At 56.4% G+C, this 26175-nt stretch carries 27 protein-coding genes; 14 read left to right on the forward strand and 13 right to left on the reverse strand.

What is annotated here, in order from left to right:
* Positions 1-48: 48 nt before the first annotated feature.
* Together HQN82_RS12035 and htpX are read right to left on the reverse strand one after the other, a co-directional pair.
* Positions 49-1434, reverse strand: coding sequence for an RsmB/NOP family class I SAM-dependent RNA methyltransferase (locus tag HQN82_RS12035; protein ID WP_112765682.1), 1386 nt, complete (start codon positions 1432-1434; stop codon positions 49-51).
* Complete coding sequence (gene htpX / locus HQN82_RS12040; protein ID WP_004444222.1) at positions 1431-2396, reverse strand: zinc metalloprotease HtpX; 966 nt, start codon at positions 2394-2396, stop codon at positions 1431-1433. Before htpX ends, HQN82_RS12035 begins: the two co-directional genes overlap by 4 nt.
* Before the next feature lie 131 nt (positions 2397-2527).
* On the opposite strand from htpX, the gene HQN82_RS12045 reads away from it, so the two are divergent.
* Positions 2528-2728, forward strand: coding sequence for a DUF1674 domain-containing protein (locus tag HQN82_RS12045; protein ID WP_004444223.1), 201 nt, complete (start codon positions 2528-2530; stop codon positions 2726-2728).
* 59 nt (positions 2729-2787) lie between these two features.
* Here the strand turns inward: HQN82_RS12045 and HQN82_RS12050 are convergent, their stop codons facing one another.
* The 8 genes from HQN82_RS12050 to hemE all read right to left on the reverse strand — a co-directional run bounded on the left by HQN82_RS12050 (position 2788) and on the right by hemE (position 11527).
* Entirely contained in the window at positions 2788-3672 is an 885-nt protein-coding gene (locus HQN82_RS12050) for a ParB/RepB/Spo0J family partition protein (RefSeq protein ID WP_004444225.1), read from the reverse strand.
* A gap of 30 nt (positions 3673-3702) precedes the next feature.
* Entirely contained in the window at positions 3703-4497 is a 795-nt protein-coding gene (locus tag HQN82_RS12055; protein WP_006700257.1) for a ParA family protein, read from the reverse strand.
* A gap of 19 nt (positions 4498-4516) precedes the next feature.
* Positions 4517-5134 carry a 16S rRNA (guanine(527)-N(7))-methyltransferase RsmG gene (gene rsmG, locus HQN82_RS12060; RefSeq protein WP_112765683.1) on the reverse strand — a complete coding sequence of 206 codons (618 nt, stop codon included), beginning with the start codon at positions 5132-5134 and terminating at the stop codon, positions 4517-4519.
* Between the two features lie 11 nt (positions 5135-5145).
* Positions 5146-7029, reverse strand: coding sequence for a tRNA uridine-5-carboxymethylaminomethyl(34) synthesis enzyme MnmG (mnmG, locus tag HQN82_RS12065; RefSeq protein WP_173614916.1), 1884 nt, complete (start codon positions 7027-7029; stop codon positions 5146-5148).
* Positions 7030-7085: 56 nt separating this feature from the next.
* The gene (gene mnmE / locus HQN82_RS12070) at positions 7086-8411 is read right to left on the reverse strand and encodes a tRNA uridine-5-carboxymethylaminomethyl(34) synthesis GTPase MnmE (protein ID WP_112765685.1); all 1326 of its coding nucleotides are present in this window, start codon (positions 8409-8411) and stop codon (positions 7086-7088) included.
* An 87-nt stretch (positions 8412-8498) separates the two neighbouring features.
* Positions 8499-9764 (reverse strand): transcription termination factor Rho, encoded by a 1266-nt coding sequence (gene rho / locus HQN82_RS12075; RefSeq protein WP_004444236.1) that lies wholly within the window; start codon positions 9762-9764, stop codon positions 8499-8501.
* A 186-nt stretch (positions 9765-9950) separates the two neighbouring features.
* Positions 9951-10496 (reverse strand): protoporphyrinogen oxidase HemJ, encoded by a 546-nt coding sequence (gene hemJ / locus HQN82_RS12080; protein ID WP_168247146.1) that lies wholly within the window; start codon positions 10494-10496, stop codon positions 9951-9953.
* Entirely contained in the window at positions 10493-11527 is a 1035-nt protein-coding gene (hemE, locus tag HQN82_RS12085) for a uroporphyrinogen decarboxylase (RefSeq protein ID WP_044459682.1), read from the reverse strand. Before hemE ends, hemJ begins: the two co-directional genes overlap by 4 nt.
* 409 nt (positions 11528-11936) lie before the next feature.
* Between hemE and HQN82_RS12090 the strand changes: the two genes are divergently transcribed.
* The 5 genes from HQN82_RS12090 to dnaQ are packed head-to-tail and all read left to right on the forward strand — an operon-like array spanning position 11937 to position 15541.
* Entirely contained in the window at positions 11937-12758 is an 822-nt protein-coding gene (locus HQN82_RS12090; RefSeq protein WP_006700254.1) for a pyruvate, water dikinase regulatory protein, read from the forward strand.
* Between the two features lie 31 nt (positions 12759-12789).
* Positions 12790-13389, forward strand: coding sequence for a Maf-like protein (locus HQN82_RS12095; protein ID WP_044459681.1), 600 nt, complete (start codon positions 12790-12792; stop codon positions 13387-13389).
* Positions 13382-14242, forward strand: coding sequence for a shikimate dehydrogenase (locus tag HQN82_RS12100; protein ID WP_037090048.1), 861 nt, complete (start codon positions 13382-13384; stop codon positions 14240-14242). Before HQN82_RS12095 ends, HQN82_RS12100 begins: the two co-directional genes overlap by 8 nt.
* Entirely contained in the window at positions 14242-14850 is a 609-nt protein-coding gene (gene coaE / locus HQN82_RS12105) for a dephospho-CoA kinase (protein WP_037090046.1), read from the forward strand. The genes HQN82_RS12100 and coaE overlap by 1 nt, the downstream gene beginning before the upstream one ends.
* A complete protein-coding gene (dnaQ, locus tag HQN82_RS12110; protein WP_142186908.1) occupies positions 14843-15541 on the forward strand; it encodes a DNA polymerase III subunit epsilon in 699 nt (232 codons plus the stop codon). Before coaE ends, dnaQ begins: the two co-directional genes overlap by 8 nt.
* A 95-nt stretch (positions 15542-15636) precedes the next feature.
* Here the strand turns inward: dnaQ and secB are convergent, their stop codons facing one another.
* The gene (gene secB, locus HQN82_RS12115; RefSeq protein ID WP_022555303.1) at positions 15637-16119 is read right to left on the reverse strand and encodes a protein-export chaperone SecB; all 483 of its coding nucleotides are present in this window, start codon (positions 16117-16119) and stop codon (positions 15637-15639) included.
* Between the two features lie 102 nt (positions 16120-16221).
* On the reverse strand, positions 16222-16758 hold the full coding sequence (locus tag HQN82_RS12120) for an FxsA family protein (protein ID WP_142186910.1): 537 nt from the start codon (positions 16756-16758) through the stop codon (positions 16222-16224).
* Between the two features lie 140 nt (positions 16759-16898).
* Here HQN82_RS12120 and HQN82_RS12125 point away from each other — a divergent pair, with 140 nt between their 5' ends.
* The 5 genes from HQN82_RS12125 (at position 16899) to gyrB (ending at position 22226) form a co-directional block, all read left to right on the forward strand.
* Entirely contained in the window at positions 16899-17597 is a 699-nt protein-coding gene (locus HQN82_RS12125) for a Tim44/TimA family putative adaptor protein (protein ID WP_004444258.1), read from the forward strand.
* Positions 17594-18706 carry a murein transglycosylase A gene (gene mltA / locus HQN82_RS12130; RefSeq protein ID WP_173614917.1) on the forward strand — a complete coding sequence of 371 codons (1113 nt, stop codon included), beginning with the start codon at positions 17594-17596 and terminating at the stop codon, positions 18704-18706. Before HQN82_RS12125 ends, mltA begins: the two co-directional genes overlap by 4 nt.
* Positions 18703-19272: a Smr/MutS family protein gene (locus HQN82_RS12135; protein ID WP_006700249.1), complete on the forward strand. Its 570-nt coding sequence runs from the start codon at positions 18703-18705 to the stop codon at positions 19270-19272. Before mltA ends, HQN82_RS12135 begins: the two co-directional genes overlap by 4 nt.
* Entirely contained in the window at positions 19269-19634 is a 366-nt protein-coding gene (locus HQN82_RS12140; protein ID WP_004444265.1) for a helix-turn-helix domain-containing protein, read from the forward strand. The genes HQN82_RS12135 and HQN82_RS12140 overlap by 4 nt, the downstream gene beginning before the upstream one ends.
* A 156-nt stretch (positions 19635-19790) precedes the next feature.
* Complete coding sequence (gyrB, locus tag HQN82_RS12145; RefSeq protein WP_004444267.1) at positions 19791-22226, forward strand: DNA topoisomerase (ATP-hydrolyzing) subunit B; 2436 nt, start codon at positions 19791-19793, stop codon at positions 22224-22226.
* Between the two features lie 104 nt (positions 22227-22330).
* Here gyrB and HQN82_RS12150 read toward each other — a convergent pair whose 3' ends face one another.
* Positions 22331-22933 (reverse strand): nitroreductase family protein, encoded by a 603-nt coding sequence (locus HQN82_RS12150; RefSeq protein WP_004444268.1) that lies wholly within the window; start codon positions 22931-22933, stop codon positions 22331-22333.
* 128 nt (positions 22934-23061) lie between these two features.
* Here HQN82_RS12150 and HQN82_RS12155 point away from each other — a divergent pair, with 128 nt between their 5' ends.
* The 3 genes from HQN82_RS12155 (at position 23062) to HQN82_RS12165 (ending at position 26097) form a co-directional block, all read left to right on the forward strand.
* Positions 23062-23904: a fumarylacetoacetate hydrolase family protein gene (locus HQN82_RS12155; protein ID WP_006700109.1), complete on the forward strand. Its 843-nt coding sequence runs from the start codon at positions 23062-23064 to the stop codon at positions 23902-23904.
* A 123-nt stretch (positions 23905-24027) separates the two neighbouring features.
* Positions 24028-25260, forward strand: a complete 1233-nt coding sequence (locus tag HQN82_RS12160; protein ID WP_234904859.1) for a polyhydroxyalkanoate depolymerase — start codon at positions 24028-24030, stop codon at positions 25258-25260.
* 69 nt (positions 25261-25329) lie between these two features.
* On the forward strand, positions 25330-26097 hold the full coding sequence (locus tag HQN82_RS12165) for a M48 family metallopeptidase (RefSeq protein WP_173614919.1): 768 nt from the start codon (positions 25330-25332) through the stop codon (positions 26095-26097).
* The last annotated feature ends 78 nt before the right edge of the window (positions 26098-26175 follow it).

Consider the following 26175-nt stretch of genomic DNA (forward strand, 5'->3'; position numbering starts at 1 on the left):
GAACGTTATCGACAATTATCCAATGATTCGCGAAAGCTTGGCTTTTTTCTACTTCTTACGCAAGACACTGCTAAAAAACCCATCGACACCCCCGAACATGTCGGGCGTGGTGCGAAGGTCACCCTGGGCGTTGATCGCCGCTTCCATTCCCGGCCAATCCTCACTGTGGACGGCGACACGTTCTACATCAGGATTTTCCGCCAGGACTTCGGCAATCATCGCCTCACCTTCGGAAGGATCGAGCGAGCAATTGGAAAACACCACGATACCGCCTGGTGCAACCAGCGTCAGCGCGTGCCGCAACATCTGGCCCTGCAAAGCAGCCAGCTTGGCAATATCGGCCTCGTCCTTCGTCCAGCAAACATCGGGATGTTTGCGCAATGTCCCGGTTGAAGAGCAGGGTGCGTCGAGAAGAACAGCGTCAAAAAGCTGCTCCGGCTGATACTTCAACATATTGACCTCAACCGTTTCAGCCTGAAGGCCAAGCCGGTCGAGATTTTCCCTCAGGCGACGAAGACGATTGCCAGACTGATCCAGCGCTGTCACTTTCGCACCCGCAAGTGCAAGCTGGGCCGTCTTGCCGCCCGGAGCGGCGCAGAGATCGGCGACACGCTTGCCTGAGATATCTCCCATTAATCGCACGGGCATGCTGGCTGCAAGATCCTGCACCCACCAGGCACCTTCCGCAAAACCTTCGAGAGAAGGTATCTGGCCTTCAAATTCACCCAGGCGCACGCTGCCATTCGGCATGACGGTTCCGCCCAGCTTCTCAGCCCAGAGGGCAGGATCGGCCTTGACGGTGAGGTCGATGGAAGAAGGTGTGAGCTGCGCGTCAGAGATGCGTTGCGCCACCTCATGCCCATAGGCCGAAACCAGCCTTGCGTAGAACCAGTCCGGCAGGACCGACACACTGGCGACGGCCTTTTCGATTTCGGCCTTCTCACGACCCAGCCGTCGCAGAACCGCGTTGACCAGCTTTACGAAGCGCCTGTTGCGTGGATCACGATGCGCCTGCTCGACAGCGAGATCGACGGCCGAGTGATCTGGGACATCAAGGTAGAGCATTTGCGCCGCGCCAACGACGAGAATGTGGTGCAATGACCGCGCACCCTGCGGCAACGGGCCATCCAGCAGCATTGACAGCGCCGTTTCGATCCGAGGGAGGTGACGAAGCGCGCTATTGACGATGGCTCTCACCAGCGCTCTGTCCGCGGGCGACAGCGCGCGATAAACAGGATTGCCATTTTCGCTGTCCAGCATACCGTCCAGCGAGGTTTTCTTTTCCAGAACGGCGGCCAATATGCGGGCGGCAGCTATGCGCGCAGGAAGACCGGGTTTGTCCTGGAAAGACGAAGGGCCGTCTTCACGGCCCCTGCCTTGCGCCAACCTCGGTTTTTTGGACCGTGACGGCTTATTTTGAATATCTGATGTCAAGACCAAGGTCCCTTGCGCTCATTTTCATTGCCCCGTCCCCAGCCTGTCTTGGGAACCGAACCCGATTTGCGCTGAGGTCTATCACCCGATGGCGGCGGCGTCGATCCTCGCGGGGAAAACTCCTGTGCCATCGCATGCAACGCCGCCACCCGGTTTTCCGTATTCGGGTGCGTGGAGAAGAGATTGTCCATACGTTCACCCGAGAGCGGGTTGATGATGAACATATGCGCTGTTGCAGGATTGCGCTCCGCGTCGTCGTTGTGGATACGCTGCGCCATGCCGGAAATCTTTTGCAACGCCGATGCAAGCCAGAGAGGATTGCCACAGATTTCAGCGCCACGCCGGTCGGCGGAATATTCGCGTGTCCGGCTGATCGCCATCTGGACCAGCATTGCGGCAAGCGGTGCGACGATCATCGCAACCAGGACGCCGATGAATCCGAGAGGGTTATTATTGTTTTCCCGATTGCCGCCAAAGAAGAACGCGAAGTTGCCGAGCATGGAAATCGCACCCGCCAGCGTAGCGGTAATTGTCATTGTCAGCGTATCCCGGTTTTGCACATGCGCCAGTTCATGCGCCATCACACCGGCCACTTCCTCGGGCGTCAAACGCTCCAGCAGACCCGTTGAAGCAGCAACAGCGGCGTTTTGCGGGTTCCTTCCCGTAGCAAAGGCGTTTGGCTGCGGGCTGTCATAAATATAGACTTTCGGCATCGGCAGGCCGGCATTATGTGAGAGATCGCGGATCATGTGGAAGAACTCAGGCGCATTCGCCTCATCGATTTCCCGGGCATGATAGGCCGAGAGAACCATCTTATCTGAATTCCAGTAGGAAAAAAGATTCATGCCGGCAGCCATGACGAGAGCAATCATCATGCCGCCCTTGCCTCCGATCAGAAAACCGACGCCCATGAACAATGCCGTCATGAAGGCTAGAAGCATTGCCGTGCGCATCATGTTCATCCGCTGAAATCTCCCTGTCGTGGCCGGAATTCTCATCGCCGGATTATTCCGGGGTTTAAAAAATCCCTATGGGTATATAATCTGGGAAACGGCAAACATATTTCAATATCCCGTTATAGGGAGGATTTCTCATGCAGGATGCGGATAACGACAACGGCGCGGAGCAGCGGAGGCGGCTATCGCCTGCGGCTGAGCGGGCCCTGAAAGAAGCAGAAGAACGGCGCAAACAACAGGCAGATCTACAGTTACCACCGGAAACCGGTGGCCGCGGCGGCGCCGAACCGGTTCGTTTCGGCGACTACGAAATAAAGGGCCGTGCAATAGATTTTTAGGCGGTCGCCATAACGATAATACCCGCCAAAGGCGGGTATTTTTCAATTAAAACAGGTACTTATTGTTTATTTTCCAACAAGCGACACACTGCCTCAAGTTGCTCGAGCGTGCGGTAAGCGATACGGATTTGCCCCGATCCCCCCTTGTGGTTAATCTTTACGTCAAGACCGAGGGCATCAGAAAGACTGCGCTCCAGTGCGACCGTATCTGAATCTTTTTCCGCGGCAGGGCGCTTTTCCGTAGCTTCGCCCTGCGATTTGATGTCGTTCTGAGCCAACCTCTCGGCATCACGGACCGACAAGCCCTTGGAAACAATCATGCGTGCGAGATTCGCCGGATCGGAAGTGGAAACAAGCGCCCGCGCATGACCTGCGGAAAGCGACCCATCCGCGAGCATGTCGCGTACCGGGTCCGGAAGTTTCAATAGCCGAAGGCTGTTGGCGACGTGGCTTCGGCTCTTGCCGATAATCTCACCGAGATCGTTCTGAGTGTAACCGTGTTCCGCGATCAGCTGCTCATAACCCATCGCCTCTTCCAGCGGATTGAGGTCTGAGCGCTGGACGTTCTCAACGATGGCCAACTCGAGCGCCGTTCGATCATCCACATCACGAACGATAACAGGCACGTCGGTAAAACCAGCCAACTGCGCAGCGCGCCAGCGCCTTTCACCGGCAATAATCTCGTATCGATTCACCCCGACCGTCCGCACCACCACAGGCTGAACAATGCCATGCTGCCGAATGGACGCGGCCAAATCCTGCAACTCATTTTCATCGAAGTGACGACGTGGGTTCCGTTGGCTACGAGCAATGAACTCTATCGGAATGGTGCGATCAGCGCTGACAGTACGCTGGGGTTCACCCACGGGCACAGGCTGGTCCATTTCACCGATCAAGGCCGCGAGACCACGTCCCAGCCGGCGCTTGGAAAGATCATCACTCATAAGATATCACTCCGTAGATTGCGGCAGACGTCAGGCGGCTTTACGCAAACGCTCTCTCTGGATCACTTCCGATGCGAGCTGCAGATAGGCCTGACTACCAGCACATTTCAAATCATAAAGAATTGCCGGCTTACCATAAGATGGGGCCTCGGAAACGCGGACATTGCGCGGAATGAGCGTATGGTAAACCTTTTCTCCGAGATGCGTTCTGACATCTGAGACAACCTGTTGCGCCAGATTATTGCGTGCATCGAACATCGTCAGAACAATCCCTTGGATATCGAGCTGCGGATTGACCGACCCTCTTATCTGGCTGACCGTATCGAGCAACTGGCTAAGGCCTTCCAGCGCAAAAAACTCGCATTGCAATGGCACCAGCACGGAATGCGCGGCCGTCATTGCGTTCATCGTCAGAAGGTTGAAGGAAGGGGGGCAGTCGACAAGAATATAAGAATAGCCTCTAGCCTCTGTCGTCTCCATCGCTTCACGCAGAAGAAAGACGCGATTGGCAACGGTAGCAACCTGCATCTCGAAACCAAGCAGATCCATCGTCGATGGCACGATATCGAGATTTGGAACGGCGGTTGGGACAGCCACTTCCGCAATATTGTGATCACCGACCAGGAGATCATAAGAGGAGAGCTTCCGCTCCCGCCGGTCAATCCCCAGCCCGGTACTGGCGTTACCCTGCGGATCCAGATCAACTATCAATACCCGCTCACCAATAGCTGCCAGCGCTGTGGCCAGATTGATAGCAGTCGTTGTTTTACCGACACCACCCTTCTGGTTTGCTACTGCGATAATCCGGTTTTTTTCCAAAGTCATGCCGCACCTGGCCAGCTTGTCAGCGCCTCAGAGCGAGGTTGCTGATTTCAAGAACAACAGAATCTGCCTCAATGGCACTCCGATGTTTTACCAGATCAAACTGCCAGCGACCATGTGCTTTCTGCACTTCGGATTCATAATCCCGGCCTTTATTGAAATATGCCTTGAGATCCGGATTTTTTGTGGCCCAGGGATGAATATAGTCGAAAAGCAAATCCAGCTCCGCCAGTGCGCGGGCCGACACAGAATCGCACGTATTGAGAATGGCAGGTGCTTTCTCAATTCGCACGGGATGAACCGCTCCACGCGCGCCAGTTTCCTTTAACGCTATCCGGAGAAATGCGGCCTTCTTATTGTTACTTTCCACCAGATCGACCCAGCCGCCGCCAATTTCAGAGAGAAATATGGCAGTGACGACACCGGGAAAACCCCCACCGCTGCCCAGATCCACCCATCTTTGCGGATGAGGAGAGAGATGAAATATCTGGGCGCTGTCGGCAATGTGGCGGCTCCAGAGTTCTGTAAGAGTGGAGGGGGCCACCAGATTGGTGGTCTTATTCCACTTCTTGAAGAGCTCAACAAAATGCTCGAGCTTCTCCTGTGTTTCACGTGAAACACTCTGGCCGTTTATCTTCATAATCCGACTCGCTATTGGTGCAGACGCAATTTTTCATTCTGCGTAGGAGAGCTTTTCCGCAGAAGGGCGAGAAGCAGCGATATCGCAGCCGGCGTCATACCGTCAACACGTGCGGCCTGGGCAATGTTTTCTGGACGGGCCTTTTCCAACTTTTGTTTCAACTCATTGGAAAGGCCCGACAGGCTTTGAAAATCGAAATCGTCAGGAATCTTTCGGTCTTCGTCGCGTTTGATGTCCACGATGTCGGCGCTCTGGCGCTGCATATACACAGCGTAACCAGCCTCGATTTGCAGCACATCCGCAATTTTCTCGGGAAGCCCACCCAACTCGGGCCAGTGCTGTTTGAGGACATCAAGCGACATATCAGGATAGGCAAGCAATTCATAAACGGAGCGGCGTTGTCCGTCCTGATTGAGCTTTAATCCCTGTTTTGCTGCCTGCGAAGGGCTGATCGTGAGGGTCTTCAGCAAGTCACGACCCCGACCGAGTTCTTCTATAAAATTATCGAATCGCTTTTGACGGTGACAACCGATGATTCCCGCCCGCTGACCGACTGGAGTTAGCCGCAGATCGGCATTATCGACCCGTAACGACAGCCTGTATTCCGCTCTTGACGTAAACATTCGGTAGGGTTCGCTGACACCCTTGGATGTCAGATCATCGATCATGACGCCGATGTAGGATTCCGTCCGGCTGAAATAATGCGGATTGCTGTTGCTTGCATAAAGAGAGGCATTGAGGCCGGCGACGAGCCCCTGAGCAGCTGCTTCTTCATATCCGGTTGTGCCGTTGATCTGCCCCGCGAGGAATAGTCCCGTAATCTTGCGACACTCGAGGGAGGGCTTGAGTTCTCGTGGGTCGACATAGTCATATTCGATCGCGTAACCCGGCTGCAAGATCGCAACCCGCTCGAGACCCGGTATGGTGTGGATGAACTGTTCCTGGACAGACGCCGGAAGTGACGTGGAAATTCCGTTAGGGTAGATTGTATGATCATCCAGTCCCTCGGGCTCCAGAAATATCTGATGACCATCACGCTCGCCAAACCGGGTGATCTTGTCTTCAATCGACGGACAATAACGCGGACCGACGCCTTCGATCTGACCCGAATACATTGCTGAAAGATGGATATTCTCTTGAATGACCCTGTGTCCAGCTGATGTGGTTCTGGTAACTCCACATTCGATTTGCGGATTCACGATATTGTCGGTCATGAAGGAGAAAGGCACAGGATCTTCGTCTGCGCCTTGTCGATCAACACCGCTCCAGTCAATTGTTCGCCCGTCCAGACGGGCAGGCGTGCCGGTCTTAAGTCTGCCCATGCGAAGGCCAAGCCGCGACAGAGTATTGGAAAGGCCGATTGACGGTTCTTCACCCACACGGCCTGCCGGTACCTTTTCGGAGCCGATATGAATAAGGCCACGCAAGAAAGTACCACTTGTCAGTACCACGGCACCGCAGGGAATCCGGCTACCATTCGCCATGACGACAGCAGCCACTCGCTCATTCGTCATCTCAATATCAAAAGCGTCGCCCTCAATAATGGTAAGATTCTCGATATTTGCAATTTCACCCTGCATCGCTTCACGGTAAAGACGGCGATCCGCCTGGGTGCGGGGACCGCGCACTGCCGGACCCTTTTTGCGATTGAGCATGCGAAACTGAATACCGGCAGCGTCAGCTACCCTACCCATCAAACCATCCAGGGCGTCGATCTCGCGAACGAGATGACCCTTTCCAAGCCCGCCGATTGCTGGATTGCAGGACATGACACCGATGGTGTCGCGTTTATGGGTCACGAGCGCGGTTTTTGCACCATGGCGAGCCGCAGCCGCGGCCGCTTCACTGCCGGCATGTCCACCACCTATAATAACGACATCAAATGACTGGTGCATCTATCTGCGCCCTGTTCTGATCTAGCCGCGCGTCCGCGGCCCATGTTTCACGTGAATCATTTTCCTATGCAGAATTCTGAAAAGATGACGCCCAGCAAATCTTCAACATCGACGCGTCCTGTAATACGACCAAGCGATGTCGCTGCGAGCCGCAAATATTCCGACCTTATAGCAAGGTCCATGGCTTCAGAATCGAGCGCACAACTAACATAGTTAAGCGTCTCTTCAAGTCGTTTTTTATGGCGCGCCCGGGCGGGCATCAAAGTATGGACCCCTTGCAATCGCGATTCAATCTCCCGCTTTATCAAGAACCGCAATTCATCGAGACCAATCCCTTCTTTCGCCGAGATCGCCAGATCGAACTCAGCTCCAGGCGTCGAAGACGACAACGCCGCCTTGGTCCTGACACGCAGATGCGGCTTTGCAGACAGTGACGCGATGGTCTGTTTCGGAAACGAATCGTTATCCTGGAGCACCAGAATGAGATCCGCAGTCTCCGCTGTCAAAACAGCGCGCCGCACACCCTCCTGTTCCACCACATCATACGTTTCCCTCAGGCCTGCCGTGTCGAATATTCGTACCAGATAGCCCTCAAGGTTAATGTCCACGCTCAATACGTCCCTAGTCGTACCGGCAATGTCGGTGACGATGGCGATATCCCGGCCAGCTAACGAATTCAGCAGGGTGGATTTCCCCGCATTGGGTTCTCCGATGAGCGCCACCTTGAAACCATCCCGGATAATCTCGCCGTTTCCGCCGGCCTCCAGATGGGAGGCAATTTCCGCTTTCAGCTGTCTCATCGCCTCCCATACCTGTCCAGATACGGAATCCGGGACATCCTCCTCGTCGGCGAAGTCGAGCTCCGCCTCGATCAGCGCACGCGCACGCGTCAGGCGCTGAGCCCAGCCATCATAAAGAGCCGAGAGATTGCCTGTACTCTGTTCGACAGCCAAGCGACGCTGCATCTCCGTTTCAGCCTGGAGCAGGTCAGCCAAACCTTCGATTTCAAGCAGGTCCATCTTGCCATTCTCGAAGGCCCTGCGCGAAAACTCCCCGGCCTCCGCAGGACGCACATCCGGGAACCGCTCGAACTCAGCAAAAATCGAGGCAATGACTGCGCGGCTTCCATGGCATTGGATTTCAACGCAGTCCTCACCTGTGAAGGAATGTGGTGCAGGGAAAGACATTACGAGCGCCTGGTCGATGGTCTCATTGTTTCGATTCCGAATCAAACTCAGCCTGGCTTTTCGTGGTGCCGGAAGCTCTCGTCCGGTCAATTCTGTCAGCATGGCGAAAGACATGGGTCCGCTGATCCTCACGACGGCCACCCCCGCCGGGAGGGCGCCGCTCGAAAGTGCATATATCGTATCAGGGGAAGGCATGGCGCACCTCGATCAAAACAGTCAAGCCGCATTCGAATAAACGAATGCGGCTTTAACGACCTCAGATGAATCCGGCTAATTTCCGGTTCAGGTGTTCATCGATTCGAAGAAATCCGAATTGTTTTTAGTCTGCTTCAGCTTATCGATGAGGAACTCGATAGCGTCCATCGTTCCCATCGGCGCGAGAATACGGCGAAGAACAAAAATCTTCTGCAAATCCTGGCGCGGCACCAGAAGGTCTTCCTTACGGGTACCAGATTTCAGAATATCCAGCGCCGGGAAGATACGCTTGTCTGCTACCTTCCGGTCAAGCACGATTTCCGAGTTACCCGTACCCTTGAACTCTTCGAAGATGACTTCATCCATACGGCTGCCAGTGTCGATCAGCGCGGTCGCAATGATCGTCAGCGAGCCGCCTTCTTCGATATTACGGGCGGCGCCAAAGAAGCGCTTCGGCCGCTGCAGCGCGTTGGCGTCCACACCACCGGTCAGAACCTTGCCGGAAGAGGGAACGACGGTGTTATAAGCGCGACCAAGACGGGTTATGGAATCGAGCAGAATGACGACGTCGCGGCCATGTTCAACGAGGCGCTTCGCCTTTTCGATGACCATTTCAGCGACCTGTACGTGGCGTACCGCTGGTTCATCGAAGGTGGAGGATACAACCTCTCCCTTGACCGAACGCTGCATGTCGGTGACTTCTTCCGGACGCTCGTCGATCAAAAGAACGATGAGGTAACATTCCGGGTGATTTGCCGTGATCGAATGGGCAATGTTCTGCAGCAGAACCGTTTTACCGGTACGTGGCGGTGCAACGATCAAGCCACGCTGGCCCTTGCCGAGCGGTGCGACGAGATCGATAACCCGCGACGACAGATCCTTGGATGTCGGAACATCAAGCTCCATCTTGAACCGCTCGTTCGGATAGAGCGGCGTCAGATTATCGAAATGGACCTTGTGGCGGATCTTTTCGGGATCGTCGAAATTGATCGTGTTGACCTTCAGAAGGGCGAAGTAGCGCTCACCTTCCTTGGGACCGCGGATCGGTCCTTCAACCGTATCGCCGGTCTTCAGCGAAAACCGACGGATCTGCGAGGGAGAGATGTAAATATCGTCCGGACCCGGCAGATAGTTTGCGTTTGCGGATCGCAGGAACCCGAAACCGTCCTGCAGGACTTCAACGACGCCTTCGCCGATGATTTCGATGTCCTGGCTCGCGAGAACCTTGAGGATTGCGAACATGAGCTCCTGCTTGCGCATGGTGCTCGCATTTTCAACTTCCAGGGATTCGGCAAAAGTCAGCAAGTCGGTAGGCGATTTGCTCTTAAGTTCCTGAAGCTTCATTTCAGCCATGAAGAGAAGACCGTTTAATAATGTAATGTCGGGGGAGGGCGTGTTCGCGAATCAGATGCTGTGGGAAAGACCGCAGATGACTGAATAATTCACATGCCACGAAGATGAGTGGCACGAAAATAGCGATTGAACATCGCTGCTGCAAGAGGAAAGCACGAATTCCGCGAAATTTATCGTTACACCGCTCTAACCGAAGGGTTTCACAACCACAAGTATGACGATGAGGATCATCAGCAACGTTGGAACCTCATTCATCAACCGCCAGTGACGGGCAGGCCTGGTATTTTCATCTCGGGCGAAACGTTTCGCACTACGCGTGAAATAAACATGGGTCGCAGTCAGAAGCACGACCATAGCGATTTTTGCGTGCAGCCAGCCACCAGAAAAACCGTAGGCCGACCAGGCGAGATAAAGTCCGAGCACCCAGCTTATCATCATCGCCGGGTTCATGATGACCTTGATCAGCCGCTGCTCCATTACCTTGAAAGTTTCGGATTGCTGCGAACCTGCCGGCGCATCGGTATGATAGATGAAGAGCCTTGGCAGATAAAAGATCGCCGCCATCCATGAGATCACAGCAATAATGTGAAACGCCTTGATCCAGAGATAGAGATCGGCAGGATCCACGTAAAAGAACAGGGCGACGACTGCGAGGAACACGCCCAGCCCGACGCCAGCCCGCAGGGCGGCCCTGTTTCCTGATCGCGCAGAAGTCTGTTTTTCGTCATTCATGGCACGGTCCCACCCGCACGCACCCGCTCGACCAGCCGGGTGACATTGTCCGGATCAGCCTGCGGCGTGATGCCGTGACCGAGATTGAAGATCAACGGACCCTGCCCAAGGGCCTGCAGCACGGCGTCGATACCATCCTGCAGAGCCCTCCCGCCCGCCACCATCAGCATTGGGTCGAGATTGCCCTGCACGGGCCCTTCCTTCTGCAAATCCGTGGCGAAGCTGAGCGGCACGGACCAATCCAGCCCGATCGCGTCGGCACCGGTCTTACGACGATAGTCCTTGAGAAGATAACCCGCCCCCTTCGCGAAAGCGATTATTTTGGCGGAGGGACGCCGCGCGCGCACCGAAGCAATAATACGGGCAACCGGTTTTACTGCGTAATTCTCGAACTCCTTTTCGCCGAGCACGCCCGCCCAGGAATCGAAGATCTGCACGGCATCGGCCCCCGCATCGATCTGCGCCACGAGATAATCCGCGGAAACCTCAGCGAGAAAAGCCAAAAGCTTTTCCATCGCGGCGGGCTCCCGATAACCGAATAGCCGCGCCGGCGCCTGGTCGGGCGTTCCGTGACCGGCAATCATATAGGTCGCGACCGTCCACGGTGCGCCACAAAAGCCAAGAAGCGTCGTTTCATCCGGCAATGAACTGCGTAGGCGCGACACCGTTTCGAAGACAGGCGAAAGATGCGCCATGACATCAGACGCATCGAGTTCTTCAATACCGCTGACATCGATCGGGTCCATGGCGGGGCCCCTGCCTTCGGTGAAGGACACATTGCGGTGAAGCGCGTCGGGTATCACCAGAATGTCGGAAAAAAGAATCGCTGCATCCAGCCCGAACCTGCGAATGGGCTGAAGCGTCACCTCGGTTGCCAACTCGGGATTATAACAGAGATCCAGGAAACTTCCGGCGCTCTTCCGCGTTTCCCGGTACTCCGGAAGATAGCGTCCAGCCTGACGCATCAGCCATATGGGCGGCGGCGTGACCGTCTTCCCGTTCAAAACAGTCATAACCTTGCGTTCGCTCATCACACCCAACTTCTAAAAAAATAAAATCAAAGAGATTTAAAAGATTTTCTATTTCTTAGAGTCTGTGGGTAGCAAGGATTAAAATCATTCCAGTCGAAATGCCGCAGCCGCATCTTTTCAGCACGGTGGTAGGACAAATTTCGGCAGCGATCTTGAAAAACCTGGAAAAATCGTAATTTATCTCGAATTTTCAATGGATTATATTCTTATTGGAAAGTTCTCGACCTGTGGACAGGCTGTGAATCGGGTTGGACAAGTGTCAACTCTTCCAGCAATTCACAGGCTGCCCGGAGCATGTTGAAAGCCACTTGCGGATTGTGGAAAAACACCACTTTATTCACGGCGCGGTTCGACCCGCAGGCTCGTTCGGACATTTGTCCCGGGTTATCAACAGCGGGAGAAAAACAGCGTGGAGAACAAAAAAAGCTTCTTCCATCTGCACCTGATTTCGGACTCAACAGGCGAGACTCTCATGTCTGCCGGCCGCGCGGTCTCGGCACAGTTTCACGCATCCATGCCGGTGGAACACGTCTATCCGATGATCCGCAACCAGAAGCAGCTTGCGCAGGTCATTGACCTCATCGACAAGGAACCGGGCATTGTCCTCTACACCATCGTCGATCAGCAACTGGCAGAATTCCTGGATTTGCGCTGTCACGCGATCGGCGTGCCCTGTGTCAACGTGCTTGAACCCATTATCGGCATCTTTCAGACTTATCTGGGCGCGCCATCAAGACGGCGGGTCGGTGCGCAACACGCCCTCAATGCGGATTATTTCGCGCGGATCGAAGCGCTCAATTTTGCAATGGATCACGATGACGGACAGATGCCGGAGACCTATGACGAGGCGGATGTCGTTATCATCGGCATCAGCCGCACGTCGAAAACTCCGACCAGCATCTATCTCGCCAACAGGGGTATAAAGACCGCAAACATTCCGGTTGTACCCAACGTGCCTTTGCCCGAAAGCCTCTATGCCGCCACCCGGCCTCTGATCGTCGGCCTCGTGGCGACGTCGGATCGAATATCGCAGGTTCGCGAGAACCGCGAACTGGGCGCAACCGGCGGATTTGACAGCCGCCGTTACACGGATCGCGCCACGATCATGGAAGAGCTGAAATATGCGCGTGCGCTCTGCGCCCGCAACAATTGGCCTCTGATTGACGTCACACGCCGTTCCATTGAGGAAACGGCTGCTGCCATCCTTGCCCTTCGCCCGAGGACGCGATAATCCGGATCGCACCATCAGGAGCAGACAGTCGATGAAACAAGAGTTGATCCTCGCCTCGTCCAGCGCATCCCGCCAGATGCTGATGCGCAATGCGGGGCTGACATTTTCGGCGATACCAGCGGATATTGATGAGCGCGCGCTCGATGAGCGGCTGGAACGTACGGGCGCCAGCCCGGAGGAAGTTGCACAACAACTCGCGACTGCCAAGGCTCTTGCCGTCGGTTCGCTTCATCCGGACGCACTGGTTCTGGGCTGCGATCAGACCATGGCACTCGGTGCGCGGGTCTATCACAAGCCGAAGACCATGGCCGAGGCCGAAGCACATCTGCTGTCATTGTCCGGTAAGGTTCACCGCTTGAACAGCGCGGCTGTCCTCGTTCGCGGCGGGGAGGTGATATGGAAGGTGGTTTCCAGTGCTGAACTTGCCGTGCGAACATTGAGCCCCGAATTTGTCTCCCGTCACCTCCAGAGAGTGGGTGAAAAAGCTCTAAGCAGCGTGGGCGCCTATCAGCTCGAGGGAGAGGGAATCCAGCTATTCACTTCGATTGAAGGCGATTATTTCACGATCCTCGGCCTGCCGCTTCTGCCGCTTTTATCGAAACTGCGCGACCTGGGTGTCATCGATGGCTGATTCACGTGAAACATTAACCATAAACGCTTTCGTTGTTGGTTACCCGATCAAGCATTCCCGGTCGCCGATCATTCATTCATACTGGCTCAAGAAATTCGGTATCACCGGTAACTATGAGGCAGTCGAGGTCGCATCGGACGATTTTGCGAATTTCATTGCAACCGTGAAGGAAGGTAAGCCCGGTACGGCCGTGGGCGGCAACGTCACCATCCCTCACAAGGAAGCCGCTTACCGGTTGGCGGATCGTCCTGATGCTCTGGCGGAAGAACTGGGTGCCGCCAACACCATCTGGATGGAGGAGGGTAAACTCCATGCCACCAATACCGATGGTTACGGGTTCGTGTCTAATCTGGATGAGCGGCATCCCGGTTGGGACAAAACGGACCGGGCGGTCGTTTTTGGTGCCGGCGGCGCAAGCCGTGCCGTCATTCAGTCGCTGCGCGACCGGGGCATCGCGGAAATCCACGTCCTGAACAGGACCCTCGAACGTGCTCGCGAACTGGCTGATCGTTTTGGCCCACGCGTCTTTTCCCATCCCCAGGCAGCGCTGCAGGAGGTCATGCAGGGCGCCGGGCTGTTCGTGAATACGACATCGCTCGGTATGGATGGCGCTGAGGCGCCGCATCTCGATTTTTCGCAGCTCGCTGCCAAGGCGGTGGTGACCGATATCGTCTACGTGCCATTACGAACACCGATCCTTCAGATGGCGGAAGAGCAGGGTATCACGACCGTCGATGGTCTCGGCATGTTGCTTCATCAGGCAAAACCAGGGTTCAGGCGATGGTTCGGCAAAATGCCGGAGGTGGATGAGACCCTGCGTTCTCTGATCATCGCGGACATGGAGAAACATTGATGATTGTGATCGGTCTCACCGGCTCGATTGGAATGGGAAAAACGACAACCGCGAAATTGTTTGCCGAAGAAGGCGTTCCGGTTCTGGACTCGGACGAGGTCGTTCATGGTCTTTATCGGGCGGAGGCCGTAGCTCAGATCGAGGCAGCTTTTCCGGGCACCACCGTTTCCGGTGTCGTAGACCGGGAAAAACTCGGTGACATCTTGAGAAAGAATCCGGCTAATTTCAGAAGGCTTGAAGAAATCGTCCATCCACTGGTTCGGAAAAAACAGGAAACCTTTCTGTCGAAAGCAAGGAAAAACAGCCGGAAATTTGCGCTTCTGGATATTCCGCTGCTGTTCGAAACGGGTGCGGAAAAACGTGTCGATAAAGTCGTTGTGGTGAGTTGTGCACCAGAGATCCAGCGCGAAAGAGTCCTGTCACGACCAGGAATGACCGAAGAAAAATTCGAAATGATCCTTGCCCGGCAGATGCCCGATGCGGAGAAGCGTAGACGTGCCGATTTTATCATCGATTCCGGAAATGGTGTCGAAGCGGCCCGGGATCAGGTAAGAGACATTTTGCAGAAGCTGACCGCTGAGTCGCGCCGTGGAGAGATGCATGCGTGAGATCATTTTCGATACGGAAACCACAGGTCTGGAGTCGAAGCTGGACCGGATCATCGAAATCGGCGGCGTGGAACTGATCAACCACTTCCCGACTGGCCGCACCCTGCATCTTTATATCAATCCCGAAGATCGCAAGGTTCATCCCGATGCGCTTGCCGTTCACGGCATTACCGACGAGTTCCTGCAGGATAAGCCCAAATTCGCTGAAGTTGTCGACAAGATTCGGGATTTCTTCGAAGGTGCGCGCTGGGTGGCGCACAATGCGACATTCGATATGGGGTTCATCAACGCGGAATTCGCCCGTCTCGGGATCGAACCGGTCGCCGCTGATCTGGTGACGGATACGCTGTCGCTTGCCCGCCGCAAGCACCCCATGGGACCGAATTCGCTGGACGCGCTTTGCCGCCGTTATGGAATAGACAATTCCCATCGCACCAAGCATGGCGCGCTTCTTGACTCCGAGCTTCTGGCCGAAGTCTATATCGAAATGATCGGCGGCCGCCAGACCGCGCTCGGCTTCGGCTCTGCCGCCAGGCAGGAGACCATTGTCATTGAGGAAGACATTCCGCTGGAGCCCCTGCGACGGCCCCGCCCCCTGCCATCGCGGCTGGATGCAGAGACGGTTGCCGCCCACGGCAAACTCGTTCTCGGCATGGGGGACAAGGCGATCTGGAACCGGTACCAGAACTGAAGCCTGCTCAGATACTTAAATCGCAAATCTGCGTAAAGAAAAACCCGGGCCAAGAACCCGGGTTTTGTTTGTCTGTAATGGAAGATGGCCGCTGCTTAGTTCGGGACAGCCTGAACCTGAGCCTTTGCCTGTTCCTCGGCAACGCGCTGCGCAAACATCTGCGCAAAATCGATCGGATCGATCATGAGCGGCGGGAAACCGCCGTTGCGGGTAACGTCGGCAATGATCTGGCGGGCGAAGGGGAAGAGCAGGCGCGGGCACTCGATGAACAGCACCGGCAGCATGTGTTCCTGCGGGAAGCCGGCAATGCGGAAGACACCGCCATAGACCAGCTCGGCCGCAAACAAAACCTTATCGCCATCCTTGGCTTCGGCATTCAGTGTCAGCACGACATCAAAATCCGAACCGGAAATCGGATTTGCATTGACGTTGACATTGATGTTGATCGACGGCGCATTCTCACGGGCCTGCAGCGAACGAGGAGCACCCGGATTTTCAAAGGAAAGGTCCTTGATGTACTGGGCAAGAATGTTGAGAGAAGGGCTAGCTGCGCCCTGTGCGCCATTTTCAGCGGTCATTACGGTTCCTCGCGGCGTGAATTCGTGGAAGGCGGTCTATCATTTCGACTCCGGGCTTACAACCCTTCGTGATCGGGTCGTCGCCATGCGATCGACGCGGTGTCAGGGCTTGGGCAGGTCGCGATTACCGGGCCTGTTCGACCAGGGAGAGTCTTTCGGCCCGTCGCGGTGAAAATCCTCTTCGTCCAGATCCACCACCTTCGAATTGCCATGAGATCCCGGGCCATTGCTGAAACCGGAATAATCGCCCGGCCGGGCGCCGGGCTGTCTGAATGAACCAGCCACGACGACGCGCGGTCCGAAGGCTTTCCAGAAAAACCGGCGAATGGCCGGCGACAGAAGCAGGAGGCCGAGAATGTCGGTGATGAAACCCGGAATGAACAACAGGATGCCCGCCACGACGCGCATCGCGCCATTGACGAGTTCGTCCGCAGGCTGTGCGCCCGTGCGGCCCGCATCCTGAAGATTTCTCACCATACCAAGGCCGCCCAGGCGCAATATGAGCAATCCCAGGAAAGACGTGAACAGGACGAGAGCCAGTGTCAGCCACAGGCCTATTGCCTTGCCGACAATAATGAAACCGGCAATTTCAAGGATGGGCATCATCAGGACGATGATTGGGAGAAAGGAAAAACGCATCTTCTAGCCTTGCGTGTGCATCTCTGGCAGATTGCCGGTTCGCGGGACACCGATGATTGAATCTGCATATTTGAATGATGGTAAGATGCAGACTATATGATGGTGTGGTTTTCGAATTTAAATGGCGGTTTTGGTAAAAGATGGGCTTCAGCGACTTTATCACATTGTTTTTTCTCGTTGCAGCGGTGCTGATCTTCTTTCAGCTGCGCAGCGTCCTTGGTCGTCGCACGGGCAATGAAAAGCCGCCTTTTGATCCTTATAGCCCGCGCGATGTCGCGAAGGGTCCCGTCACGGATGATAACAAGGTCGTGACACTGCCGAAGCGCGCCGAGGCGGAAGATGAAAACCGCTTCGCCGAGGTGGATGCACTGGCGCCTGCAGACAGCGCACTCAATGCCTCCCTGCGTGAGGTGATGACGAAGGATCCGTCCTTCCGCCCGAAGGAATTCCTGAACGGCGCCCGCATGGCCTACGAGATGATCGTGATGGGTTTTGCCGATGGCGACCGCAAGACGCTCAAGAACCTGCTATCCAAAGAGGTGTTTGAAGGTTTCGACGCAGCGATTTCCGAAAGGGAAGGCCGCGGCGAGGTCGTGAAATCGACTTTTGTTGGCATAGAGAAAGCCGATATCACCCAGGCGGGTATTCGCGATTCCGAGGTGCAGATAACGCTCCGGATCGTCAGCCAGCTCATCTCGGCGACCTATGACAAGGATGGCAAGCTGGTCGATGGTGATCCGGATGCGGTTGCGGAGGTGGATGACATCTGGACCTTCTCGCGCGATATCCGCTCACGCGATCCGAACTGGAAGCTGATCGCCACCGAATCCGAGCAATGACCGCGCCCTTTTCGATCGAAGAAGTTTCTTTCAGCGACCTGCCCGGGTGGCGGCAAGACGATCCCGCTAGCCTTTTTCCGGCGATGACCGCAATTCTGTCGCATCTTCGGAGCGCAAAACCCTATCGCACCGGCGCACTCGGCGTCACGGCGGCGGAACTGGTTTCGCTGCTGGAGGTCGCTGAGAAATGCGAGACAGACAGTCCCGAACAGGCACGCCGGTTCTTTGAAACCAACTGTGTTCCTTTCAGGATTTTTCCGTCGCAGGGAAAAAGCGGTTTTGTGACCGCCTTCTACGAGCCTGAACTGGAAGTCTCGTCTGAACCTGACGACATCTGGCGTTATCCCATTTACCGCCGACCACCCGAATTGGTGGATATCGACGATACCAATCGGCCCGTCGGCTTCGATACATCCTATGCTTTCGGCAGGCAGGATGAAGACGGGATTTCCTGTTTCCCCGATCGCCGCGCGATCGATGAAGGCTATCTGGAGGGCAGGGGGCTTGAGATCGCCTGGGCGAAATCGAAGGTCGATCTGTTTTTTGCCCATGTGCAGGGCGCGGCACGTCTGGTTTTTCCCGATGGTGCGATAAAGCGCATTACCTATGCGGCCAAGGCAGGCCATGCTTTTTCACCGATCGGACGTCTGCTTCTCGATCGCGGAGAACTCGATCCGAAAACCGTGTCGATGCAGACGATCCGCAAGTGGCTCGCTGACCATCCCGATCAGGTGGATGGAGTACTATGGCATAACCGCTCCTACATTTTTTTCCGGGAGGCGGATGTTGCCGACGAGGATATGGGACCGGTCGCCGCCGCAAAAGTACCGCTCGTCGCTGGGCGCTCGCTTGCTGTGGACAGGCTCATCCACACGTTCGGGCTTCCCTTCTTCATCCATTCGCCGTCGCTTACCCATCTCGATGATGGAAAGCCTTTTGCGCGACTGATGCTGGCGCTCGATACCGGGTCGGCCATCATTGGCCCCGCCCGCGGCGATATCTTTACCGGTTCGGGTTTCGAAGCCGGAGAACTTGCCGGCACGGTGCGCAATGAGGCAGATTTTTATATACTGATACCGCGGGTTGCTGCGCAGAGGTATCGGCGATGAAGAACAGTCGCAAGCTCGGCAAGGAAGAACGCGTTCTGTGGGGAAAGGTCGCAAAAACCACACGGCCGATCTCCGGCAGGCTCGAAGACTTGCTGGCTTTCGATGACGTGGAGGACCCTGCGGGGGAACCAGATGTTCCGCTGACCGGTAAAGGCACCCTTCCGCGCATGCTTGCGGAGCCGGCTGAGCCGCCCCCTCCAGCTCCGGATAAAAAGCCGAAAATCCACCAGCCGATGGAAAAACCGGTCAAGCGTAAGCTGACCCGCGGCCGCCTGCCATTGGAAGGACGGATCGATCTGCATGGCATGTTTCAGAGCGAGGCCCACGCCGTATTGCTCGATTTTCTGTTGCGCGCGCATGAGCGGGGTCTAAGACATGTGCTGGTCATTACCGGCAAAGGTCGATCGATTGGCAGTGACGGGGCTTTGAAAAGGGCGGTGCCCATGTGGTTTTCCAAACCCGAATATCGCCACCTGATTTCCTCCTATGAGGATGCGTCGGCCAATCACGGCGGCGATGGCGCGCTTTATGTGCGGCTTTCGCGTCGGCGAGGTGAAAAGTCATGACGCCCTTTGCGCTGGCCGTGCGGCAGCTTCGTGAGCGCAAGGGTGTGACGCAGAAGCAAATGGCCGCCGCCATTGGCGTCTCTCCGGCCTACCTTTCAGCGCTTGAGCATGGCAAGCGCGGCAAGCCGAGCTTCGATCTCCTCCAGCGCATTGCCGGATATTTCAACATCATCTGGGACGAGGCCGAGGAACTGTTCTTCCTTGCCGGCTCATCCGACCCGAAGGTGGTGATCGACACAGTCGGCCTGCCGCCGCAATATACGGCTTTCGCCAACCGGCTGGCACGGGATATTCGCAAGCTGCCGCCGAGTGTGGTAGAGGAACTGTCAGCCGTGCTGCAAAAAAGCCGTTCTTGCGATTGAAACCCCTCTATCCCCTGCTTTATGCAGCATCCTGAAGCATGCGGCCTTTGGGATTGGGTATAGAATTTCTATAGTCGCATGTCGGATTTGAGTGATTCGCTGGCTTCAGGCCCTCTCACTGGAAACCTGGCCAGGAAAACTTTGGAAAGAGTACTTATGACCGAAACATCGTCAAGCGAAGTCGGCGCGAACGCGGAATATGGAGCCGATTCGATCAAGGTCCTCAAGGGCCTTGATGCCGTGCGCAAACGGCCCGGCATGTATATCGGCGATACCGATGACGGTTCCGGCCTGCATCACATGGTCTACGAAGTCGTCGACAACGCCATCGATGAGGCGCTTGCGGGCCACGCCGACCTGGTGACGGTGACCCTGAATGCCGACGGCTCCGTGACGGTGACCGATAACGGACGCGGCATTCCGACTGACATCCATTCCTCCGAGGGCGTTTCTGCCGCCGAGGTCATCATGACCCAGCTGCATGCGGGCGGGAAGTTCGACCAGAATTCTTACAAGGTGTCGGGCGGTCTGCACGGTGTCGGCGTTTCGGTGGTCAACGCGCTCTCCGTCTGGCTGAAGCTCCGCATCCGCCGCAATGGCAAGGTGCACGAGATTGGCTTTACCCATGGTGTCGCCGACGCGCCGCTTTCCGTTATCGGCGAATATGAAGGCCGTTCGGGCACGGAAGTCACCTTCCTGGCAAGCCCTGAAACCTTCACCATGACCGACTATGATTATGGAACGCTGGAGCATCGCCTGCGCGAACTCGCATTCCTGAACTCCGGCGTGCGCATCCTGCTCACCGACAAGCGCCATTCCGACGTCAAGCAGGAAGAACTGCTGTATGATGGCGGCCTCGAGGCCTTCGTCCGTTATCTCGACCGCGCCAAGAAGCCGCTGGTTGATAAGCCGGTCGCCATCAAGGGTGAAAAGGATGGCATTACGGTTGAGGTCGCACTCTGGTGGAACGACAGCTACCACGAGAACGTGCTTTGTTTCACCAACAACATTCCGCAGCGCGATGGTGGCACCCATATGGCAGGTTTCCGCGCGGCGCTGACCCGCCAGGTCACCTCCTATGCCGAAACCTCCGGCATCCTGAAAAAGGAAAAGGTAAGCCTTCAGGGTGAAGACTGCCGTGAAGGTCTGACGGCCATCCTTTCCGTCAAGGTGCCAGACCCCAAGTTTTCGTCGCAGACGAAAGACAAGCTTGTGTCGTCTGAAGTGCGTCCGGTTGTCGAAAGCCTCGTCAACGAAGCGCTCTCCACCTGGCTCGAAGAACATCCATCCGACGCGAGAATCCTTGTCGGCAAGGTGGTTGAAGCCGCTGTCGCCCGAGAAGCCGCCCGCAAGGCGCGCGAATTGACACGCCGCAAAGGAGCGCTCGATATTGCCTCTCTGCCCGGCAAGCTCGCCGACTGCTCCGAGCGCGATCCGGCAAAATCAGAACTGTTCCTCGTCGAGGGTGACTCCGCCGGCGGTTCGGCCAAGCAGGGCCGCTCGCGCGAGACGCAGGCAATCCTGCCGCTACGCGGCAAGATCCTCAATGTCGAACGCGCCCGCTTCGACAAGATGTTGTCCAGCCAGGAAATCGGCACGCTGATTACGGCGCTCGGCACCTCCATCGGCAAGGACGAATTCAACGCCGATAAGCTGCGTTACCATAAGATCATCATCATGACGGATGCTGACGTCGATGGCGCCCACATCCGTACACTGCTGTTGACCTTCTTCTTCCGCCAGATGCCGGAACTGATCGAACGCGGCCATCTCTATATCGCCCAGCCGCCGCTTTATAAGGTGACGCGCGGTAAATCCGTTCAGTACCTGAAGGACGAGAAAGCTCTGGAAGAGTACCTGATTTCCATGGGTATCGAGGAAGCATCTTTGACGCTCGGCTCTGGCGAAGTGCGTGTTGGCGCCGATCTTCGCGAAGTCATTCTGGATGCGCTGCGCATGCGCTCGCTGATCGACGGGCTGCATTCCCGTTACAGCCGCTCCATCGTGGAGCAGGCGGCCATTGCCGGCGCACTCAACCCCGAGCTTTCCGCCGACGCAGCGCGTGCGGAGGAAACTGTTGCCGAAGTGGCCCGGCGTCTCGACATGATTGCTGAAGAGACCGAACGCGGCTGGTCCGGCACTGTGCTGCAAGACGGCGGTTTACGCTTCGAACGCATGGTGCGCGGCGTCAAGGAAGTATCGACGCTGGATATGGGCCTCCTCGGTTCGGCCGATGCCCGGCACATCGATCAGCTTGCAGCCCGCACGCGTGACATCTACGCCACGCCGCCGGTTCTGCAACGCAAGGATGGCACGATGGAGCTGGCCGGCCCGCGCGCGCTTCTGGATGCGATTTTCGCTGCCGGACGCAAGGGTCTCTCCATGCAGCGCTACAAGGGTCTTGGCGAAATGAATGCCGAGCAGCTTTGGGAAACCACACTCGATGCCAACGTTCGCTCGCTGCTGCAGGTAAGAGTAAGTGACGCGACTGATGCTGACGGCCTGTTTGCCCGCCTCATGGGTGACGAAGTCGAACCACGCCGCGACTTCATCCAGGAAAATGCACTCAGCGTCGCTAACCTGGATATTTAAATTTGGGGAATGTTTCGCGTAACGATTCACGTGAAACGAAACTTTAACAAAAGGCCCGGCGGTAATCTCCGCCGGGCCTTTTGATTTTATGCGGATAATGGAGATCAGTCAGCCTTGCCGGTGAAGCGACCTTCAAAGGCAACATCGGAAAGGGGCAGGCGTTTGCTTGGCACCTCCCGTTCCGCCAGATCATCAGGAAGAACGGACTTGTCGGTGAGCGTGCCGATGGCGACTCCTGCCTCCACCTTGTAGCCTTCCGGTATATTCAGTTTTTCGACGATCTTGTCCTTGAATATGCCGGCCATGCCGTGAGCATGGTAACCGAGCAGGTGCGCCTGCATGGCAAGTGAAAACCAGGCGGCGCCGGCATCGAAGGAATGGGTTGTTGACGGTTTCTTCTCGCCGTCGTGAGAGATATTGTGGTCTCGGGAAATGACGAAAAGCAGCACGGAGGCGTTTTTTGCCCAGCGCTGGTTTCCTTCCATCAGCAGTTCCACGAAGAGCGGCCAGTCTTTACTGTCCTTGTGTGCATAGACAAACCGCCACGGCTGATGATTGGAGGCGGAGGGCGCCCAGTGCGCCGCATCCAGAATGGTCATCAGATGCTGCGCCGGCATGGCGTGACCATCGAAGGCGCGCGGAGACCAGCGATCGAGGAAGAGGGGATCAACGGGGTATTCTGATTGCCGGTTATTGCTGTTCGTCACGGGCCATGTCCTTTTGATTGACGGGAAGGAAAAGGTATTTTTCGAAACTTGGCACAGTCAAGGGGTGACAAGTATGAATGCATCGTTCATATATGCATCACCTTGTCTGACAACCGGGAGAGAGTTCCATGAAATTGATGCGTGTCGGCCAGCCCGGCCAGGAAAAACCTGCAATCCTCGACGCGGAAGGAAAAGTCCGCGATCTGTCCGCCCATGTCAAAGATATCGGCGGCGAAGCCATTTCTCCCGAGGGCCTCAAGAAGATCGCCGCGATCGATGTCGGCACACTTCCGGTGCTGAACGAAGAGCGCATCGGCGCCTGCGTTGCGGGAACCGGGAAATTCATCTGCATCGGCCTTAACTTCTCCGACCATGCCGCTGAAACGGGTGCCACCGTACCGCCGGAACCGGTCATTTTCATGAAGGCCACCTCGGCCATCGTTGGTCCGAATGACAATGTCGTCATCCCGCGCGGTTCGGAAAAGACCGACTGGGAAGTCGAGCTTGGCGTCGTCATCGGCAAGACCGCCAAATATGTCTCCGAAGCGGATGCTCTCGATTATGTCGCCGGTTATTGCGTTTCGCACGATGTTTCCGAGCGCGCCTTCCAGACGGAGCGCGCGGGCCAGTGGACCAAGGGCAAGTCCTGCGACACTTTCGGCCCCATCGGCCCGTGGCTGGTGACGAAGGACGAAATCACCGATCCGCAGAACCTCGGCATGTGGCTGCAGGTCAACGGCCAGACCATGCAGGACGGTTCCAGCAAGACCATGGTTTACGGCGTGGCCCACGTTGTCTCCTATCTCAGCCAGTTCATGTCGCTGCACCCCGGCGATGTCATTTCCACCGGCACGCCTCCCGGCGTCGGCATGGGCCTGAAGCCGCCGCGTTACCTGAAGGCTGGCGATGTCGTGGAACTCGGTATCGAGGGTCTCGGTTCCCAGAAGCAGACCTTCGTCGCCGACATCTGATTATACGGCGTTCAACGGAAAGTGAGGCGCTGGCGGGAAACCGCCGGCGCCTTCGATTTTGTGCACCTGCGAAAAGCTGCTATGGTTGGAAAAAAGAGCGTGATCGCGAGGGAGGCGTCATCAGTGTTCTACCATCTCTATGAAATGAACCATGCGGCCATGGCGCCGCTGCGTGCCGGTGCCGACATGATGCGCCAGGCCTGCAACAATCCTTTGAACCCGCTTTCCAGCACTGCTTTGGGAAGGAGCCTGGATGCAGGCTTTGAGGTCTTCGAACGCCTGACGCGCCGTTATGCGAAGCCGGAATTCGGTCTCGGCAACACGATTGTCGATGGCCAGAGCATAAATGTTGCTCAAGAGGTCGTCTGGTCTCGTCCGTTTTGCAATCTTCTTCATTTCGAAAGAGAGTTCGATACGCCCCGTCAGTCCGATCCGAAGATACTGCTGGTGGCTCCGATGTCCGGTCACTACGCCACCCTGTTGCGGGGGACAGTGGAGGCCCTGCTGCCATCTGCGGATATCTATATCACCGATTGGGCCGATGCCCGTACGGTGCCGGTGAGCAAAGGAACTTTCGATCTCGACGATTATATCAGCTATATCATCGAGATGCTGCACGAGATCGGGCCGGGCGCACATGTGGTTGCTGTCTGCCAGCCATCCGTGCCTGTTTTGGCTGCCGTTTCCCTGATGGAGGCGGATGGTGACGCGTTTGCACCCGCTTCCATGACGCTGATGGGCGGGCCGATCGATACGCGCATCAACCCCACCGCCGTCAACGGTCTCGCCAAGGCTAAGCCGATCGAATGGTTCCGCGACAATGTCGTCATGCAGGTGCCGTGGCCGCAGCCAGCCTTCGGCCGCAATGTCTATCCGGGCTTCCTTCAGCTGTCGGGTTTCATGTCCATGAACCTCGACAGGCACATGACGGCGCACAAGGATTTTTACCTCAACCTGGTCAAGAATGACGGCGATTCCGCCGAAAAACACCGCGAATTTTACGATGAATATCTGGCCGTCATGGACCTGACGGCGGAATTTTATCTGCAGACGGTGGAAACCGTCTTCATCGACCATGCGCTTCCGAAGGGAAACATGCTGCATCGGGGCAGGGCGGTCGATCCCGCTGCCATCTGCAAGGTCGCATTATTCACTGTCGAAGGGGAGAATGACGATATTTCCGGCGTCGGCCAGACAAAGGCAGCGCACGATCTCTGCCGCAACATCCCTGAAGATAAACGCGCGCACTACATGCAGCCGGATGTAGGGCATTACGGAGTCTTCAACGGTTCGCGCTTCCGCAAGGAAATCGTGCCGCGTATGCTGGATTTCATTGCCAAACACCAGACGACCTAACGGCAAAACGGTAGGTGACGCCGCGCATTTGCGTGGCCAAGGGATGGACGAATCGGTTATGAAGGCTTCATGTTTTCGCTCCTCAGAAAATCCCTGAAGTCCCCGGCGCCAAAGAAGGTCGTGCCGAGCCAGCTCACCGTCTCGGTGGCAGGCCGGCAGGTGCCGATCACGGTCAGGGAGAACCCGCGGGCGACGCGCATTACCTTGCGAATCGAGCCGGGCGGCCGGGCGCTGAAGCTGACGATCCCGATGGGTCTGCATCATCGCCAGGTGGATGATTTTCTCGAGAGACATCAGGGCTGGCTGGAAGGCAAACTTCCGAAGTTCAGTCCTGATGACGGTCTGCGTTCCGGCACGACCATCGATATCAGGGGCATAGCCCACCGTATTGACCATACGGGCAGCCTGCGCGGCCTGACGCACGTCGCGAAAGACGCCGATGGCGCGCCCGTCCTCAAAGTCAGCGGCGCGCCCGAGCATCTGAGACGGCGGATAGCGGCCTTCCTGAAAAAGGAGGCGAAGGCCGACCTGGAGCGGCTTGTGGCCGTTCATGCCAGAGCGGCCGGCCGGCCGGTGCGATCGATCAGCTTGAAGGATACACGCAGCCGCTGGGGTTCCTGTTCCCATGATGGAAACCTGAGCTTTTCCTGGCGCATAGTCATGGCTCCGGAAAAGGTCATCGATTATCTCGCCGCCCACGAGGTCGCGCATTTGAGGGAAATGAACCACGGACCGAAATTCTGGGCTTTGTGCGAAAAACTCTGCCCGCACACCGATGAAGCCAAGGACTGGCTGAAACATAATGGCTCCAAACTCCACGCCATCGATTTCGATTGAAACTTAGGGCGTCAATCGCCATCTGGATTCACGTGAAACATTCCATCAATAACGGATGCGATTTGGCTCGACTCTCGT

The sequence above is a fragment of the Agrobacterium pusense genome, assembly GCF_013285525.1.
GTDB lineage: Bacteria > Pseudomonadota > Alphaproteobacteria > Rhizobiales > Rhizobiaceae > Agrobacterium > Agrobacterium pusense.

What these genes read in the sequence shown, in the direction of transcription:
- coaE (WP_037090046.1), top strand. Translation starts at nt 14,242, where the DNA reads ATGATTGTGATCGGTCTCACCGGCTCGATTGGAATGGGAAAAACGACA.
- HQN82_RS12125 (WP_004444258.1), top strand. Translation starts at nt 16,899, where the DNA reads ATGGGCTTCAGCGACTTTATCACATTGTTTTTTCTCGTTGCAGCGGTG.
- HQN82_RS12120 (WP_142186910.1), bottom strand. Translation starts at nt 16,758, where the DNA reads ATGCGTTTTTCCTTTCTCCCAATCATCGTCCTGATGATGCCCATCCTT.
- HQN82_RS12045 (WP_004444223.1), top strand. Translation starts at nt 2,528, where the DNA reads ATGCAGGATGCGGATAACGACAACGGCGCGGAGCAGCGGAGGCGGCTA.
- HQN82_RS12100 (WP_037090048.1), top strand. Translation starts at nt 13,382, where the DNA reads ATGGCTGATTCACGTGAAACATTAACCATAAACGCTTTCGTTGTTGGT.
- HQN82_RS12140 (WP_004444265.1), top strand. Translation starts at nt 19,269, where the DNA reads ATGACGCCCTTTGCGCTGGCCGTGCGGCAGCTTCGTGAGCGCAAGGGT.
- mnmE (WP_112765685.1), bottom strand. Translation starts at nt 8,411, where the DNA reads ATGCCTTCCCCTGATACGATATATGCACTTTCGAGCGGCGCCCTCCCG.
- hemE (WP_044459682.1), bottom strand. Translation starts at nt 11,527, where the DNA reads ATGAGCGAACGCAAGGTTATGACTGTTTTGAACGGGAAGACGGTCACG.
- HQN82_RS12165 (WP_173614919.1), top strand. Translation starts at nt 25,330, where the DNA reads ATGTTTTCGCTCCTCAGAAAATCCCTGAAGTCCCCGGCGCCAAAGAAG.
- HQN82_RS12135 (WP_006700249.1), top strand. Translation starts at nt 18,703, where the DNA reads ATGAAGAACAGTCGCAAGCTCGGCAAGGAAGAACGCGTTCTGTGGGGA.
- secB (WP_022555303.1), bottom strand. Translation starts at nt 16,119, where the DNA reads ATGACCGCTGAAAATGGCGCACAGGGCGCAGCTAGCCCTTCTCTCAAC.
- HQN82_RS12050 (WP_004444225.1), bottom strand. Translation starts at nt 3,672, where the DNA reads ATGAGTGATGATCTTTCCAAGCGCCGGCTGGGACGTGGTCTCGCGGCC.
- hemJ (WP_168247146.1), bottom strand. Translation starts at nt 10,496, where the DNA reads ATGAATGACGAAAAACAGACTTCTGCGCGATCAGGAAACAGGGCCGCC.
- HQN82_RS12095 (WP_044459681.1), top strand. Translation starts at nt 12,790, where the DNA reads ATGAAACAAGAGTTGATCCTCGCCTCGTCCAGCGCATCCCGCCAGATG.
- HQN82_RS12055 (WP_006700257.1), bottom strand. Translation starts at nt 4,497, where the DNA reads ATGACTTTGGAAAAAAACCGGATTATCGCAGTAGCAAACCAGAAGGGT.
- htpX (WP_004444222.1), bottom strand. Translation starts at nt 2,396, where the DNA reads ATGAACATGATGCGCACGGCAATGCTTCTAGCCTTCATGACGGCATTG.
- dnaQ (WP_142186908.1), top strand. Translation starts at nt 14,843, where the DNA reads ATGCGTGAGATCATTTTCGATACGGAAACCACAGGTCTGGAGTCGAAG.
- mnmG (WP_173614916.1), bottom strand. Translation starts at nt 7,029, where the DNA reads ATGCACCAGTCATTTGATGTCGTTATTATAGGTGGTGGACATGCCGGC.
- gyrB (WP_004444267.1), top strand. Translation starts at nt 19,791, where the DNA reads ATGACCGAAACATCGTCAAGCGAAGTCGGCGCGAACGCGGAATATGGA.
- rho (WP_004444236.1), bottom strand. Translation starts at nt 9,764, where the DNA reads ATGGCTGAAATGAAGCTTCAGGAACTTAAGAGCAAATCGCCTACCGAC.
- mltA (WP_173614917.1), top strand. Translation starts at nt 17,594, where the DNA reads ATGACCGCGCCCTTTTCGATCGAAGAAGTTTCTTTCAGCGACCTGCCC.
- rsmG (WP_112765683.1), bottom strand. Translation starts at nt 5,134, where the DNA reads ATGAAGATAAACGGCCAGAGTGTTTCACGTGAAACACAGGAGAAGCTC.
- HQN82_RS12155 (WP_006700109.1), top strand. Translation starts at nt 23,062, where the DNA reads ATGAAATTGATGCGTGTCGGCCAGCCCGGCCAGGAAAAACCTGCAATC.